Source organism: Ectopseudomonas composti (genome assembly GCF_900115475.1).
Taxonomy (GTDB): Bacteria; Pseudomonadota; Gammaproteobacteria; order Pseudomonadales; family Pseudomonadaceae; genus Aquipseudomonas; species Aquipseudomonas composti.
Window position 1 is genome coordinate 53,198 of the sequence record NZ_FOWP01000020.1, and the last position, 14,954, is coordinate 68,151.

Here is a 14,954-nt window from a genome sequence, read left to right on the forward strand (position 1 = left end):
TTAACCACCTCAGACAGTGCCATGACCAAGAAGCTCTATATCGAAACCCACGGTTGCCAGATGAACGAGTACGACAGCTCGCGCATGGTCGACCTGCTGGGCGAGCATCAGGCCCTGGAGGTCACGGAAAAACCTGAAGAAGCCGACGTGATCCTGCTCAATACCTGCTCGATCCGTGAGAAGGCGCAGGACAAGGTGTTCTCCCAGCTCGGCCGCTGGCGCGAGTTGAAGCAGGCCAACCCGGACCTGGTGATCGGCGTCGGCGGTTGCGTGGCCAGCCAGGAAGGCGCTGCCATCCGTGATCGCGCGCCCTACGTCGACGTGGTATTCGGCCCGCAGACTCTGCACCGTCTGCCGGAAATGATCGACGCCGCGCGCACCACCAAGACCGCCCAGGTGGACATCAGCTTCCCCGAGATCGAAAAATTCGACCGCCTGCCCGAGCCGCGCGTCGACGGCCCCAGCGCCTTCGTCTCGGTGATGGAAGGCTGCAGCAAGTACTGCACCTTCTGCGTGGTGCCCTACACCCGTGGCGAGGAAGTCAGCCGACCGCTGATCGACGTGCTGATGGAAATCACCTCCCTCACCGAGAAGGGCGTGAAGGAAATCACCCTGCTCGGGCAGAACGTCAATGGCTACCGCGGCGAAGCACCGGACGGCCATATCGCCGACTTCGCCGAACTGCTGCATGCCGTGGCAGCCCTCGATGGCGTCGAGCGCATCCGCTATACCACCAGCCACCCGCTGGAGTTTTCCGACGCAATCATCGCCGCCCACGCCGAGATCCCGCAGCTGGTCAAATATCTGCACCTGCCGGTGCAGTCTGGCTCCGACCGCATCCTCGCGGCGATGAAGCGCAACCACACTGCGCTGGAGTACAAGTCGCGCATCCGCAAGCTGCGTGCGGCGGTGCCAGACATTCTGATCAGCTCGGACTTCATCGTCGGCTTCCCCGGCGAGACCGAGAAAGATTTCGAGCAGACCATGAAGCTGATCGAGGACGTCGGTTTCGACTTCTCCTTCTCCTTCATCTACAGCTCGCGCCCCGGCACGCCGGCCGCCGATCTGGTCGACGACACCCCGGACGAGGTGAAGAAACAGCGCCTGGCCCTGCTGCAGCATCGCATCAGCCAGAACGGTTTCGAGAACAGCCGGCGCATGGTCAGCACGGTGCAACGCATCCTGGTCAGCGACTATTCGAAGAAGGACCCGGGCATGCTCCAGGGCCGCACCGAGCAGAACCGCATCGTCAATTTCCGTTGCGACAATCCGCGCTTGATCGGCCAGTTCGTCGAGGTGCACATCGACGACGCCCTGCCCCATTCGCTGCGCGGCACCCTGCTGGATGCCGAAACCCTCCACTAACGTCGTGGGCGCCCATACTTTGCGTTGTGGGCGCCCGGCGTTATGCTGCCTTTTCATACCCAGACAAGTGACGATCACACCATCACCTTGAACGCCTCTCTAGAACCTCATCGTTTTACCCTCGAACCTTTCGAGGCCCGCCGTTTCGCCAACCTCTGCGGCCAGTTCGACGAGCACCTGCGCCTGATCGAAGAGCGCCTCGGCCTGGAAATCCGTAACCGTGGCAACCAGTTCGAAATGCTTGGCAGCGTCGACAAGACCCAGGCCGCCGAGCAGCTGCTGCGCAAGCTGTACCGCGAAACCAAAGCCACCGAGCTGTCGCCCGACCTGGTGCACCTGTATTTGCAGGAATCCGGCGTCGAGGAGCTGGTCAACCCCAGCAACCTGCCGCAGGTGACGTTGCGCACCAAGAAAGGCGTGATCAAGCCGCGCGGCGCCAACCAGCAGCTCTATGTCAAGGCGATCCTCGACAACGACATCAACTTCGGCATCGGCCCGGCCGGTACCGGCAAGACCTACCTGGCCGTGGCCTGCGCGGTGGATGCACTGGAGCGCGAGCAGGTGCGGCGCATCCTGCTGGTGCGCCCGGCGGTCGAGGCCGGCGAGAAGCTCGGCTTCCTGCCCGGTGACCTGGCACAGAAGATCGACCCCTACCTACGCCCGCTGTACGACGCGCTGTACGAGATGCTCGGTTTCGAATACGTGGCCAAGCTGATCGAGAAGCAGGTGATCGAGATCGCGCCACTGGCCTACATGCGCGGCCGCACCCTTAACAACAGCTTCATCATTCTCGACGAGAGTCAGAACACCACCGTCGAGCAGATGAAGATGTTCCTCACCCGTATCGGTTTCGGCTCCACCGCCGTGATCACCGGCGACATCACCCAGGTCGACCTGCCACGCGGCACCAAGAGCGGCCTGGCGCACGTCATCGAAGTACTGCGTGACGTACCCGGTATCAGCTTCACCCACTTCAAGCCCAAAGACGTCGTGCGCCACCCGCTGGTGCAGCGCATCGTCGAAGCCTACGAGCGCCACGATGCGCGCCTGAACGGCAAGGCCGACGGCCACGATGCTTGAACTGGACCTGCAACTGGCCACTGACGGCCAGCACCCGGACGAGGCGCAACTGCGCCGCTGGTGCGAACTGGCGCTGCGCCAGCGCACGGCCGACTCCGAGCTGACCATCCGCCTGGTCGACGAAGCCGAAGGCCGCGAGCTGAACCACACCTGGCGGCACAAGGACTACGCCACCAACGTACTGTCCTTCCCTGCCGAGATTCCCGATGGGATTCTCGACATCCCGCTGCTGGGCGACCTGGTGATCTGCGTGCCGGTGGTCGAGCGCGAAGCGGCCGAACAAGGCAAGACCCTGGAAGCGCACTGGGCCCACCTGGTGATCCACGGCTGCCTGCACCTGCTGGGCTATGACCATATCGAGGAAGACGAAGCCCTCGAGATGGAAGAACTGGAACGACAATTGCTCGCCGAACTGGGTCACCCCGACCCTTATGCGGACGACGAATCTCCTATTGATAAGGACCCCGAGTAAAACGCCATGAGCGAAGACCGATCGAGCAACGAGCAGAAGTCCTGGTTCAACAAGCTGACCCAGGCTTTTGCTCATGAGCCGAGAAACCGCCAGGAACTGCTGGAAGTCCTGCGCGAAGCCCACCAGAACAAGCTGCTCGACAGCGAAGCACTGGCCATCGTCGAAGGCGCCATCCAGGTCGCCGACCTGCAGGTACGCGACATCATGGTGCCGCGCTCGCAGATGATCAGCATCAAGGCCAGCCAGACACCCCGCGAATTCCTGCCCGCCATCATCGACGCTGCGCACTCGCGCTACCCGGTGGTTGGCGAGAGCCTCGACGACGTCATCGGCATTCTCCTGGCCAAGGACCTGCTGCCGCTGGTGCTGCTGGGCGAACAACCCAACTTCAACATCAAGGACCTGCTGCGTCCGGCCACCTTCGTGCCCGAGTCCAAGCGCCTCAACGTGCTGCTGCGCGAGTTCCGCGCCAATCACAACCACATGGCCGTGGTGATCGACGAGTACGGTGGTGTTGCCGGCCTGGTCACCATCGAGGACGTGCTCGAGCAGATCGTCGGCGACATCGAAGACGAGCACGATGTCGAGGAAGACGGCTACATCAAGCCGCTGCCCTCCGGCGACTTCCTGATCAAGGCACTGACGCCCATCGACAGCTTCAACGAGACCTTCGACAGCCAGTTCTCCGACGATGAGTACGACACCGTCGGCGGCCTGGTGATGAATGCCTTCGGCCACCTGCCCAAGCGCAACGAAGTCACCGAAATCGGCGAATTCCGCTTCCGCGTGCTCAATGCCGACAGCCGCCGTATCCACCTGCTGCGCCTGACACCAGTCAGCCGCTGACAGCGGTATCCGGGGATGGCTAGCGAGCCTCCCCGGATTGCATCCGAGCCAGGGAAACACTGAAAAAACCGTCATGCCCGCACAGGCGGGCATCCACAACCTGCGAATCACCTGGGCTTCCGCCTTCGCGGGAGTGACGATAAAAGGTTTTTTCAGAACATCCCCAGCACTTGCCGCCTGCCACTGCCTACCCCTACCCTTGCGCCACCCCGACTCCAAGGATCTACCCATGCTGCAATGGATCACTCGTCCGGGCTGGCCCGGCCACCTGCTCGCCTGCGGCGCAGGCGCTCTGACCACCCTGGCGCTCGCCCCTTTCGATCTCTGGCCACTGGCCGTACTCTCCATTGCCCTGTTCTATTTCGGCCTGCGCCATTTGCGCCCCGGCCAGGCAGCGCTGCGCGGCTGGAGCTATGGCTTCGGCCTGTTCGCCGCCGGCACCAGCTGGGTGTATGTCAGCATCCATGACTACGGCTCAGCCTCACCAGCACTGGCCGGCTTTCTCACCCTGGGTTTCGTCGCCGGCCTGGGCCTGCTCCTCGCCCTGACAGCCGCGCTCTGGGCGCGCTGGATACGCCGCAACGAAGCGCCATTGGCCGACGCCCTGGCGTTCGCCGCGCTGTGGGTCGCCCAGGAAGTGTTTCGCAGCTGGTTCCTCACTGGCTTCCCCTGGCTCTACGCCGGTTACAGCCAGCTCGATGGACCGCTGGCCGGCCTGGTGCCGATTGGTGGGGTCTGGCTGTCGTCCTTCGTCATCGCCTTGTCGGCAGCGCTGATCATCAATCTGGAGCAACTGCGCAAGCACAAGCCGCGCTATGCCTGCGCCCTGCTCCTGCTGCTGAGCCCCTGGCTCGCAGGCCTGGCACTGAAGGATCACAACTGGACCCATGCCGCAGGTAACAGCCTTACCGTCGCCGCCGTACAGGGCAACGTCGAACAGAGCATGAAATGGGACCCGGCCCAGCTCAACGCACAGCTGGCGCTGTACCGCGACCTCAGCTTCAGCGCCAAACAGGTCGACATACTGGTCTGGCCGGAAACGGCGATCCCGGTGCTCAAGGACATGGCCCAAGGTTATATCGGCGTGATGGATCGCTTCGCCCGTGACCGCAACAGTGCGCTGATCACCGGCGTACCGGTGCGGCAGTCCAACGAGCGTGGGGAGATTCGCTATTACAATGCGATCACCAGTTTTGGCGAAGGCCAGGGCACCTACCTCAAGCAGAAGCTGGTGCCATTCGGCGAATACGTGCCCCTGCAGGACCTGCTGCGTGGCTTGATCGCCTTCTTCGACCTGCCCATGTCCGATTTCGCCCGCGGCCCTGCCGACCAGCAGCCGCTACTGGCCAAGGGACATCGCATCGCGCCGTTCATCTGCTACGAAGTGGTCTATCCGGAATTCGCGGCAGCGCTGGCGGCGGATAGCGACATCCTCCTGACCGTGAGCAACGACGCCTGGTTCGGCACCTCCATCGGCCCACTGCAGCACCTGCAGATGGCGCAGATGCGTGCACTGGAGGCCGGGCGCTGGATGATCCGCGCCACCAACAACGGCATGACCGTGGTGATCGACCCGCAAGGACGCATCCAGTTCGGCTTGCCGCAGTTCGAACGCGGCGTGCTCTACGGCGAAGTCGTGCCCATGCAAGGGCTCACGCCCTATCTGCAATGGCGCATCTGGCCACTAGCGATTCTCTGCGCCCTGCTGCTGGGCTGGGCGCTGCTGACCAGCCGCATGGCCAAGACGCTGTAAAACCGATGTAGGCCGGATGCAATCCGGGAGTCAGGCGCCACGACTCCCCGGATTGCATCCGGGCTACAGTAGGGTGCGCCGTGCGCAACAAGAACACGACCGACGCCGAACAGTTGATACGTATGGCACACCCACCTAAGCCGCCGAGAACCGCTTACCGATGCCCGTAGGTCAATGGATACGCCAGCAAGCCGATGGCCTCATTAAGCAACTGACTGCTCTGCCAGATCACTCTCGACTCCGGTAGCCAGCCACCCAGCGGGCGCTCGTAACCCGCGCTGAGATAGCCCATCGGCGCGGTAATCACCTCGAAGCCAGCCTGTTCGAAACTCCAGCGCGCACGCGGCATGTGCCAGGCCTGGGTGACCAGCACCACGCGCCGCACGCCCTGGGGTTGCAGCAGTTCAGCGCTGAGCAAGGCGTTCTCCCAGGTGGTGCGGCTTTGCTCTTCCAGCCAGCGAATATCCAATCCGTAGTCGCGACGCATGGCATCGGCCATCAATGCTGCTTCACTGGGCGGTTGGCCGTAATGCAGGCCACCACTGGCGGCCATTGGCAGGCCGGACGCGCGCGCCAGACGGGCCGCGTAGCGCAGGCGCTCCAACGCCATCAGCCCGGGTTGATCGCTCCCGCCCCAGCCGGGGTCGTTCTGCTCACGCCCGGCGCCGAGAATCACGATGGCGTCGGCACGCTGCGCCAGCGGCGCCCACTGCGCTTCTTCCAGCACCGGCTCACGTTCGAGCCAGGCGGCGCTCCACTGCATCACCGCCGGCAGGCTCATCAACCACAGCCCGCCGAAGCCGACGGCAAAGCAGGCAACCGCCACCCGCGGAAAGCGGCGGCGCAGCCACCAGCCGAGCAAAATCAGCAGAAGCAGAACGCCTGGCGGCATCAGCAGTTGTTTGAGGATGTAGCGAATCGGCATCAGGCACCTCCGGGGCGCTCAAGCCTAGCAGGTTGCTGAAAACACAGGTGACGACAGCATGGATGCAGGCGCTAGAGCGATGCAGGAGACCAAAGCCCTGGCAGCTTTGAATAGATTGCTAACGGGGATTACCGCTGCGAAACAGCTTGGAGCCACAGGCCTGGCAAGCCTGAGCATCCTGCCCGCGATGCCAGCTCACGGGAGCGCCACAAAGTGCGCAGCAAAGCGCCTGGCGACGTTTCATCATGGGTTTGATCCGCCCCAGCGGCTTGCCACCTGCGGACTTGGCGCTACGCAGCGGTTGGCGCTGAATCAAGGCCAGTTCCTCGGCAGCCGCATGCCAGCCACGCAGCCAATGCAGATCATGGTTGAGATAGGCGCGGATCAGTTCCAGCTCCGCCGGGCTCAGCCCATCGAGCTCCAGCTCGCGCAACGGTTCGGCATGCAGGCGACTGGCGGTATCGGCCTCCTCCAGCGCCAGGGCAAGCCTTTGCAGCAACCGCTCGTAAAGGCCACCACCCCGTTCCGCTTGCCGTGCATCGACCATCTGACACCTCGCGAGCCCCGACAATCTCGGGACTTGATTCAAGCTTAGCGAAGGCCCTGCGAGCAGCCCGGCGCCGCGACAAACGGCGGGCGCGAACAATCTGGGTTTCCCTCGATAGACGGCGCTCATGTATGCTACGACGTTTTCCGCAAGCCCCATTCCTTCAGCGCCAGAGCCATGCACGAACAGTACTCGCCCCGTGAAATAGAAGCCGCCGCGCAGTCCCACTGGGACGCGCAGAAATCCTTCGTCGTCAGCGAACAACCCGGCAAGGACACCTTCTACTGCCTGTCGATGTTCCCCTACCCCAGCGGCAAGCTACACATGGGGCACGTGCGCAACTACACCATCGGTGACGTGATCGCCCGCTACCAGCGTATGCAGGGCAAGAACGTGCTGCAGCCGATGGGCTGGGACGCCTTCGGCATGCCGGCGGAAAACGCCGCGATGAAGAACCAGGTGGCACCGGCCAAGTGGACCTACGAGAACATCGCCTACATGAAGTCCCAGCTCAAATCGCTGGGCCTGGCCATCGACTGGACGCGTGAAGTCACCACCTGCAAGCCGGACTACTACCGCTGGGAGCAGTGGCTGTTCACCCGCCTGTTCGAGAAGGGCGTGATCTACCGCAAGAACGGCACCGTCAACTGGGACCCGGTCGACCAGACCGTACTGGCCAACGAGCAGGTCATCGACGGCCGTGGCTGGCGTTCCGGCGCGCTGATCGAGAAGCGCGAAATTCCGATGTACTACTTCAAGATCACCGCTTACGCCGAAGAGCTGCTGAGCAGCCTGGATGAGCTGGATGGCTGGCCCGAGCAGGTCAAGACCATGCAGCGCAACTGGATCGGCAAGAGCTTCGGTGCCGACATCGTGTTCGACTACGACGTCGCCAGCATCGGCATCGACGGCCAACTGAAGGTCTACTCGACCCGTCCCGACACCCTGATGGGCGCCACCTACGTTGCCGTGGCAGCGGAACACCCGCTGGCGCAGCGCGCTGCCGAGGGCAACCCGGCCATCGCCGCCTTCATCGCCGAGTGCAAGGCCGGCTCCGTGGCCGAGGCCGACATGGCCACCATGGAGAAGAAAGGCCTGGCCACCGGCCAGTTCGTCACTCACCCGCTGACCGGCGACAAGCTGCCGGTATTCGTCGCCAACTACGTGCTGTGGGGCTACGGCGAAGGCGCGGTGATGGCCGTGCCGGCGCATGACGAGCGCGACTTCGAATTCGCCAACAAGTACGACCTGCCGATCAAGCAGGTCTACACCGGCGAAGGTAAGGACTACGACGCCAGCACCTGGCAGGACTGGTACGGCGACAAGGCCGGCCTGACCACCATCAACTCCGGCAAGTACGACGGCCTGGACTTCAGCGCGGCTTTCGACGCTATCGTCGGCGACCTGGAAGCCAGCGAGCACGGTGCACGCAAGACCCAGTTCCGCCTGCGCGACTGGGGTATCAGCCGCCAGCGCTACTGGGGCTGCCCGATCCCGATCATCCACTGCGACGCCTGCGGCGACGTACCGGTGCCGGAAGACCAACTGCCAGTGGTGCTGCCCGAAGACGTGGTACCGGACGGCGCTGGTTCGCCGCTGGCCAAGATGCCCGAGTTCTACGCGTGCAGCTGCCCGAAATGCGGCGCCCCGGCCAAGCGCGAAACCGACACCATGGACACCTTCGTGGAAAGCTCCTGGTACTTCGCCCGCTACGCCAGCCCGCACTACGAGGGCGGCATGGTCGACCCTGCTGCCGCCAACCACTGGTTGCCAGTGGATCAGTACATCGGCGGCATCGAGCACGCCATTCTGCACCTGCTTTACGCGCGCTTCTTCCACAAGCTGATGCGTGACGAAGGCCTGGTGTCGTCCAACGAGCCGTTCAAGAACCTGCTGACCCAGGGCATGGTGGTCGCCGACACCTACTACCGCACCCTGGAAAACGGCGGCAAGGACTGGTTCAACCCGGCCGATGTCGAAGTCGAGCGTGACGCCAAGGCCAAGGTCATCGGCGCCAAGCTGAAAAGCGACGGGCTGCCGGTGGAAATCGGCGGCACCGAGAAGATGTCCAAGTCGAAGAACAACGGCGTCGACCCGCAGGACATGATCGACGCTTACGGCGCCGACACCTGCCGCCTGTTCATGATGTTCGCCTCGCCGCCCGACATGAGCTGCGAATGGTCGGACGCCGGCGTCGAAGGCGCCAACCGCTTCCTGCGTCGCGTCTGGCGTCTGGCTCAGAGCCACGTCAGCGCCGGCTTGCCAGGCAAGGTGGATATCGCCAGCCTGAGTGACGAGCAGAAGGCCGTGCGCCGCGCCATTCACCTGGCGATCAAGCAGGCCAGCAACGATATCGGCCAGCACCACAAATTCAACACCGCCATCGCCCAGGTGATGACGCTGATGAACGTGCTGGAAAAAGCCGCCACCGCGACCGAGCAGGATCGCGCACTGCTGCAGGAAGGCCTGGAAATCGTCACCCTGCTGCTGGCACCGATCACCCCGCACATCAGCCACGAGCTGTGGCAACGCCTCGGTCATGCCGATGCGGTGATCGATGCACAGTGGCCGCAGGTCGATGAATCCGCCCTGGTGCAGGACAGCCTGACCCTGGTGGTGCAGGTCAACGGCAAGCTGCGCGGAGAGATCATCGTGCCGGCCAGCGCCAGCCGCGAAGACGTCGAGGCCGCAGCCCGCGCCAACGAGAACGTGCTGCGCTTCACCGAAGGCCTGAGCATTCGCAAGGTCATCGTGGTGCCAGGCAAGCTGGTCAACATAGTCGCCAACTGATTAAGCTCGGCGCCACACATGTGTGGCGCCGTGATCCGCCAAGGGGATATGAGAATGATGAAACGGAATCTGCTGGTCATCGGCCTGGCTGGCCTGCTCAGCGCATGCGGCTTCCAGCTGCGCGGTACCGGCGACGTGCAGTTCGCCCTGAAGGAACTCGACGTCAGCGCGCGCGACGCCTATGGCGACACCGTGCAGCAAGTGCGTGAAGTGCTGGAGAACAACGATGTTCGCGTCTACTCCGGCGCACCCTACAAGCTGGTGATCAGCCGCGAGACCGAAAATCGTCGCAGCGCCAGCTACAGCAGCGGCGCACGTACCGCCGAGTACGAACTGACCATGGGCCTGGAATACGAAATCCGCGGCGCGAAGAACCTGCTGCTGACCGGCAACAAGGTGGAAGTGCAAAACTACTACCAGCAGGACGATAACAACCTGGCCGGCTCCGACCAGGAAGCGGCTCAGCTGCGCAGCGAACTGCGCCGTGAAATGATCCAGCAACTTGTGCAGAACCTGCAGCAAGTCACCCCTGAGCAACTGGACCAACTGCAGCAGACCGCCGAAGCCCGCGCCAGGGCGGAAGCCGAAGCCCTGGAAGCGGCTCGCCGTGCTCGCGAAAGCCAGGTCGCCCCGCAGCAGTCGCCGATCGAACTGCCGATCCAGTGACGGCACCAGGGCCGCTGCGGCGGCCCTGATCCATTCGCCTCGATGGCATCACCTCGATGAAGCTTGCCCCCGCCCAACTCGGCAAACATCTGCAAGGCTCTCTCGCACCGGTCTACGCGATCAGTGGTGACGAGCCGCTGTTGTGCCAGGAAACCGCTGACGCCATCCGCAACGCCTGCCGCCAGCAGGGTTTCGGCGAACGCCAGGTGTTCAATGCCGAAGCCAACTTCGACTGGGGCAACCTGCTGCAGGCTGGCGCCAGCCTGTCGCTGTTCGCCGAGAAGCGCCTGCTGGAACTGCGTCTGCCCTCCGGCAAGCCAGGCGACAAGGGCACGGCAGCGCTGCTGGAATACCTGGCCCGCCCGCCCGAGGACACCGTCCTCTTGCTGAGCCTGCCCAAACTCGACGGCAGCACGCAGAAATCCAAGTGGGCCAAGGCGCTGATCGACGGCCAGGCCTGCCAGTTCGTCCAGATCTGGCCGGTGGATGCCAACCAGTTACCGCAGTGGATTCGCCAGCGCCTAGCTCAGGCCGGCCTCAGCGCCAGCGCCGATGCAGTGGACATGATCGCTGCCCGGGTGGAAGGCAACCTGCTGGCCGCCGCCCAGGAAGTGGAAAAGCTCAAGCTGCTGGCCGACGGCAACCAGGTCGATGCCGAAACCGTCCAGGCTGCCGTGGCCGACAGTGCCCGTTTCGACGTTTTCGGCCTGATCGACTGCGCACTGGGCGGCGATGCGGCACACGCCCTGCGTGTGCTGGAAGGCCTGCGTGGTGAAGGCGTGGAAACCCCGGTGATCCTCTGGGCATTGGCGCGCGAGATTCGCCTGCTGGCCGGCATCGCCCACCAGCAAAGCCAGGGCATCCCCCTGGACAAGGCCTTCTCCAGCGCGCGCCCGCCGGTCTGGGACAAACGCCGGCCGCTGGTCTCCAAGGCGCTGCAACGCCATAGCAGCAAGCGCTGGGGCCAGTTGCTGCAGCAGGCGCAGCTGATCGACGCACAGATCAAGGGCCAGGCGCCCGGTGATCCGTGGAGCGATCTGGCCATGCTGACCCTGCAGTTAGCCGGACAGCGCCTGCGCCTGTAATTGTTGCTGCCTGCTTCCATGTAGGGTGGGCCGGGCGGCGATCCGCTTCAGCCCACGTCCACCACCGTTGGTGGGCTAAAGCCCACCCTACGCGCTGAAAAGCTTCGCGAGTAGAGCTCGCTCATACGGGCTCCCCATCCAGACCGCAATCTGGACATTTTCTGTACAGCGGCGCATAGTCCACGCCGCCTGCATTGGCGCAGGCCAGTCTGCATGAGGAAACGCCATGAGCAAGAAAACCGGCAAACGGCCGAACAAGGCCAAATCCATCGTCGCCCAGCCACTGTTTCGCTCCCGCCAGGAACGACCACAGAAAGGCAAAGGCAGCTACCGCCGCGAAGCCTCCCACAATTGGGAGGCTTCTTGCTTTATGGGCCTCTTCGCTTCGCTGATAGCCCAGAATCCTCTACGAGCATGCTAAGGTAGCAGCCTGCTTAAACGCCCTGAGATAGACATGCCACACCAGTTTCCTCGTCGCGCCCTGGCTCTGCTTCCTCTCCTACTGCTGGCTGCCTGCGCTCAGGCTCCGGCAGAAAACCTGCCGACCATCACGACGCCGGCAGCGGCCCAGACCACCGCCGAAGAGCCGCTGACCAGTTTCGCCGACTGGCGACAAGCCTTGCGCAGCGAAGCGATTGCCGCCGGCATCGACGCAGCGCTGTTCGATCGCGTTTTAGCGGGCATCAGCCCCGACCCCGCGGTGCTCAAGGCCGACAGCAGCCAGCCCGAGTTCACTCGCCCGGTGTGGGAGTATCTCGACGGTGCGGTCTCCTCCAGCCGCATTGGCCGCGGCCGGGTGCTGCTGGCGCAGCACAACTTGGTGCTGCAACGCATCGAGCAGCAATATGGCGTCGAAGCGCAGATCCTGGTGGCGATCTGGGGCCTGGAAAGCAATTTCGGCAACAACATCGGCAGCCACAGCGTCATTCGCTCACTCGCTACCCTGGCCTATGACGGTCGCCGTCAGGGCTTCTGGCGCGTTCAGTTGCTAGCCGCCCTGCAAATCCTGCAGAACGGCGACGTACCCAGCGAGCGCATGATCGGCTCCTGGGCCGGCGCCATGGGTCAGACCCAGTTCATGCCGACCACCTACAACCAGCATGCGGTGGACTTCGACGGCGACGGCAAGCGCGACCTGTGGAACTCCTCAACCGATGCCCTGGCCTCGGCTGCACATTATCTGCAGGCATCTGGCTGGCAACGTGGTCAGCCCTGGGGCTTCGAGGTGAGTCTGCCCAACGGCTTCGACTACGCCCTGGCCGACCCGGATCAGCGTCGCACCCTAGCCGAGTGGGCAGAACTCGGCGTCCGCCCCATGGCGCCCACTGGCGCAGCAGCCAGCGCACGCGCCAGTCTGCAGCTGCCCGCCGGGCATCAAGGGCCGGCTTTCCTGTTGCTGGATAACTTCCGCAGCATCCTCAAGTACAACAACTCCACGTCCTACGCGCTGGCCATCGGCCTGCTCGCCGACAACCTGCTGCGCCCAAGCGAAGTCAAAGGCCAGTGGCCACGCGGCGAGCGCCAGCTGGGGCGTAGTGAACGCATCGAACTGCAGGAGCTGCTGACCAAGGCCGGGTTCGATCCCGGCCCAGCCGACGGCATCATCGGCGCCAACACGCGCAAGGCCATCCGCGCCCTGCAGCTGCAGTTGAACTGGCCAGCCGATGGCTATCCCAATACCGAACTGCTGCAACAGCTGCGCGCCAAGCCCAAGCACTGACTGTGTTGCCCGCCATCGCTGGCGGGCACCTGGCAGATCAAACGCGTCATCGACCTTTTGTCGACAGGCGGCCCCAGCGTCTGCATACACCTTCTGTGGTAGACTGGCCGGCGGCCAAAAGCCACCTGCCCACGGAGCCTCTACCGGAGCCCTGATTTCCGATGTCCGACACCTCCTCGCCCAAATCCGTCGCCAGCGGCGAAAAATTTCGCACCGCCCAAGGCATCACCGCGATCAAGGATGGCCAGAAGCGCCGCGCCTCGGCCGAACCCCAGGTTTTTGAACCCAAGCCCAAGTGGCTGCGGGTCAAGGCACCGGGTGGCAGCCGTTTCGAGGCGGTCAAGCGTAACGTCGGCGAGCACCGCCTGAGCACCGTCTGCCAGGAATCGCACTGCCCGAACATGGGCGAGTGCTGGTCCAACGGCACGGCCACCATCATGCTGATGGGCTCGGTGTGCACCCGCGCCTGCCGCTTCTGCGCCGTGGACACCGGCAACCCCAATGGCTGGCTGGACCTGGAAGAGCCACAGAACACCGCCAAATCGGTGGAGCTGATGGCGCTGCGTTACATCGTGCTGACCTCGGTCGACCGTGACGACCTGGAAGACGGCGGCGCCGGGCACTACGCAGCCTGCGTGCGCGCGATCAAGGAGAACACCCCGCACGTGGTGGTCGAAGCCCTGACGCCGGATTTTGACGGTGATCATCAGGCCATCGAACGCGTCGTCGACTCCGGCCTCGAAGTCTTCGCGCAGAACGTCGAAACGGTCAAACGCCTGACCTATGAAGTTCGCGACCCGCGTGCCGGCTATGAGAAAACCCTCAAGGTACTCGAACACGCCAAGAAGCATCGCCCGGACGTGCTGACCAAGACCAGCCTGATGCTGGGCCTGGGCGAAACCGACGAGGAAATCATCGAGACCATGGATGACCTGCGCGCCATCGGCGTGGACATCCTCACCCTCGGCCAATACCTGCAACCCACGCGTAATCACCTCAAGGTACAGCGCTGGGTCAGCCCTGAAGAGTTCAACCGCTTCCGCGACATCGGCCTGGAGAAAGGCTTCATGGAAGTCGCCGCTGGCCCGCTGGTACGCTCCAGCTACCGCGCCGACCGCGTGTTCGAGAAGAACAACCTGGGCCTCGCCGCCCCGGTTCCGGTGCCTGGCCAAGAGGTCAACGCCAGCATTATCCCGGCGCTGAACCTGAACTGAGGCAGGTCTTCACGACCAACGAAAAAGGGACGCCTCGGCGTCCCTTTTTCATTGCTGTGTCAGAAAGATGCAGTGACCTCATTGGTGCACGCAGCGCACCCTACGCATGGCTCGGCCAGAGTACAGTTCGTAGGGTGCGCCGTGTGTTCAGCCGGGGGACATGGTAAACACCTGTCGGGGGACATGGGTAACAGGTTGATGATCATGTTGCCCGTTGCCTCAGGTCTATCTGACGCAGCGTTTTGCGGATGAAAACCACATCGTAGACGTCATCTTCGGCGGTGGGGCGGATGGCGACCCTTTCCCCGTATAAACCTCCGCTGACGAAGACGTTGAGCCCTTTGAAATACACCTGCCCGGTCCGACGTACCTTCACCACGTGGTCTCCCGGCTCGTACTCGATTGTTGGCAGTTGTTCCGGGTAGCTACGTGGGCTGGGCCGATAGCGTTCTATGGGCGGCCGTTGGTCCAGAGCCTCATGCGGACGGTAG

At 63.6% G+C, this 14,954-nt stretch carries 12 protein-coding genes and 2 pseudogenes; 11 read left to right on the top strand and 3 right to left on the bottom strand.

The genetic code is table 11. From position 1 onward, the window contains the following. Positions 1-21 precede the first annotated feature (21 nt). The 5 genes from miaB to lnt all read left to right on the top strand — a co-directional run bounded on the left by miaB (position 22) and on the right by lnt (position 5,516). The gene (miaB, locus tag BM059_RS24375) at positions 22-1,365 is read left to right on the top strand and encodes a tRNA (N6-isopentenyl adenosine(37)-C2)-methylthiotransferase MiaB (protein WP_074941673.1); all 1,344 of its coding nucleotides are present in this window, start codon (positions 22-24) and stop codon (positions 1,363-1,365) included. A gap of 87 nt (positions 1,366-1,452) precedes the next feature. Beyond that, positions 1,453-2,445, top strand: a complete 993-nt coding sequence (locus tag BM059_RS24380; RefSeq protein ID WP_036998343.1) for a PhoH family protein — start codon at positions 1,453-1,455, stop codon at positions 2,443-2,445. Next, a complete protein-coding gene (ybeY, locus tag BM059_RS24385) occupies positions 2,438-2,917 on the top strand; it encodes an rRNA maturation RNase YbeY (protein ID WP_074941674.1) in 480 nt (159 codons plus the stop codon). Before BM059_RS24380 ends, ybeY begins: the two co-directional genes overlap by 8 nt. Positions 2,918-2,923: 6 nt before the next feature. Then, the gene (locus BM059_RS24390) at positions 2,924-3,763 is read left to right on the top strand and encodes an HlyC/CorC family transporter (protein ID WP_074941675.1); all 840 of its coding nucleotides are present in this window, start codon (positions 2,924-2,926) and stop codon (positions 3,761-3,763) included. 229 nt (positions 3,764-3,992) lie between these two features. Next, a complete protein-coding gene (gene lnt / locus BM059_RS24395; protein ID WP_074941676.1) occupies positions 3,993-5,516 on the top strand; it encodes an apolipoprotein N-acyltransferase in 1,524 nt (507 codons plus the stop codon). A gap of 154 nt (positions 5,517-5,670) precedes the next feature. Here the strand turns inward: lnt and BM059_RS24400 are convergent, their stop codons facing one another. Further along, positions 5,671-6,441, bottom strand: coding sequence for a YdcF family protein (locus BM059_RS24400; RefSeq protein ID WP_074941677.1), 771 nt, complete (start codon positions 6,439-6,441; stop codon positions 5,671-5,673). Between the two features lie 118 nt (positions 6,442-6,559). Then, on the bottom strand, positions 6,560-6,988 hold the full coding sequence (locus BM059_RS24405) for a hypothetical protein (RefSeq protein ID WP_074941678.1): 429 nt from the start codon (positions 6,986-6,988) through the stop codon (positions 6,560-6,562). Positions 6,989-7,165: 177 nt separating this feature from the next. Here BM059_RS24405 and leuS point away from each other — a divergent pair, with 177 nt between their 5' ends. The 6 genes and pseudogenes from leuS to lipA all read left to right on the top strand — a co-directional run bounded on the left by leuS (position 7,166) and on the right by lipA (position 14,463). Further along, a complete protein-coding gene (gene leuS / locus BM059_RS24410; RefSeq protein WP_074941679.1) occupies positions 7,166-9,778 on the top strand; it encodes a leucine--tRNA ligase in 2,613 nt (870 codons plus the stop codon). 54 nt (positions 9,779-9,832) lie between these two features. Then, positions 9,833-10,444 carry an LPS-assembly lipoprotein LptE gene (locus tag BM059_RS24415; protein WP_074941680.1) on the top strand — a complete coding sequence of 204 codons (612 nt, stop codon included), beginning with the start codon at positions 9,833-9,835 and terminating at the stop codon, positions 10,442-10,444. A gap of 56 nt (positions 10,445-10,500) precedes the next feature. Beyond that, a complete protein-coding gene (gene holA / locus BM059_RS24420) occupies positions 10,501-11,529 on the top strand; it encodes a DNA polymerase III subunit delta (RefSeq protein WP_036998248.1) in 1,029 nt (342 codons plus the stop codon). 226 nt (positions 11,530-11,755) lie between these two features. Further along, positions 11,756-11,902, top strand: a pseudogene (gene arfA / locus BM059_RS24425) (alternative ribosome rescue factor ArfA); the annotation flags it as partial. Positions 11,903-11,983: 81 nt separating this feature from the next. Beyond that, positions 11,984-13,249 carry a lytic murein transglycosylase gene (locus tag BM059_RS24430; RefSeq protein ID WP_074941682.1) on the top strand — a complete coding sequence of 422 codons (1,266 nt, stop codon included), beginning with the start codon at positions 11,984-11,986 and terminating at the stop codon, positions 13,247-13,249. 161 nt (positions 13,250-13,410) lie between these two features. After that, on the top strand, positions 13,411-14,463 hold the full coding sequence (gene lipA / locus BM059_RS24435) for a lipoyl synthase (protein ID WP_074941683.1): 1,053 nt from the start codon (positions 13,411-13,413) through the stop codon (positions 14,461-14,463). 202 nt (positions 14,464-14,665) lie between these two features. On the opposite strand, the pseudogene BM059_RS25860 reads toward lipA, so the two are convergent. After that, positions 14,666-14,954, bottom strand: a pseudogene (locus BM059_RS25860) (IS481 family transposase); the annotation flags it as partial.

Excerpts from the sequence above, each read along its gene's own strand:
- lnt (WP_074941676.1), top strand. The coding sequence starts at position 3,993 with ATGCTGCAATGGATCACTCGTCCGGGCTGGCCCGGCCACCTGCTCGCC.
- lipA (WP_074941683.1), top strand. The coding sequence starts at position 13,411 with ATGTCCGACACCTCCTCGCCCAAATCCGTCGCCAGCGGCGAAAAATTT.
- miaB (WP_074941673.1), top strand. The coding sequence starts at position 22 with ATGACCAAGAAGCTCTATATCGAAACCCACGGTTGCCAGATGAACGAG.
- ybeY (WP_074941674.1), top strand. The coding sequence starts at position 2,438 with ATGCTTGAACTGGACCTGCAACTGGCCACTGACGGCCAGCACCCGGAC.
- leuS (WP_074941679.1), top strand. The coding sequence starts at position 7,166 with ATGCACGAACAGTACTCGCCCCGTGAAATAGAAGCCGCCGCGCAGTCC.
- holA (WP_036998248.1), top strand. The coding sequence starts at position 10,501 with ATGAAGCTTGCCCCCGCCCAACTCGGCAAACATCTGCAAGGCTCTCTC.
- BM059_RS24400 (WP_074941677.1), bottom strand. The coding sequence starts at position 6,441 with ATGCCGATTCGCTACATCCTCAAACAACTGCTGATGCCGCCAGGCGTT.
- BM059_RS24405 (WP_074941678.1), bottom strand. The coding sequence starts at position 6,988 with ATGGTCGATGCACGGCAAGCGGAACGGGGTGGTGGCCTTTACGAGCGG.
- BM059_RS24430 (WP_074941682.1), top strand. The coding sequence starts at position 11,984 with ATGCCACACCAGTTTCCTCGTCGCGCCCTGGCTCTGCTTCCTCTCCTA.
- BM059_RS24415 (WP_074941680.1), top strand. The coding sequence starts at position 9,833 with ATGATGAAACGGAATCTGCTGGTCATCGGCCTGGCTGGCCTGCTCAGC.
- BM059_RS24390 (WP_074941675.1), top strand. The coding sequence starts at position 2,924 with ATGAGCGAAGACCGATCGAGCAACGAGCAGAAGTCCTGGTTCAACAAG.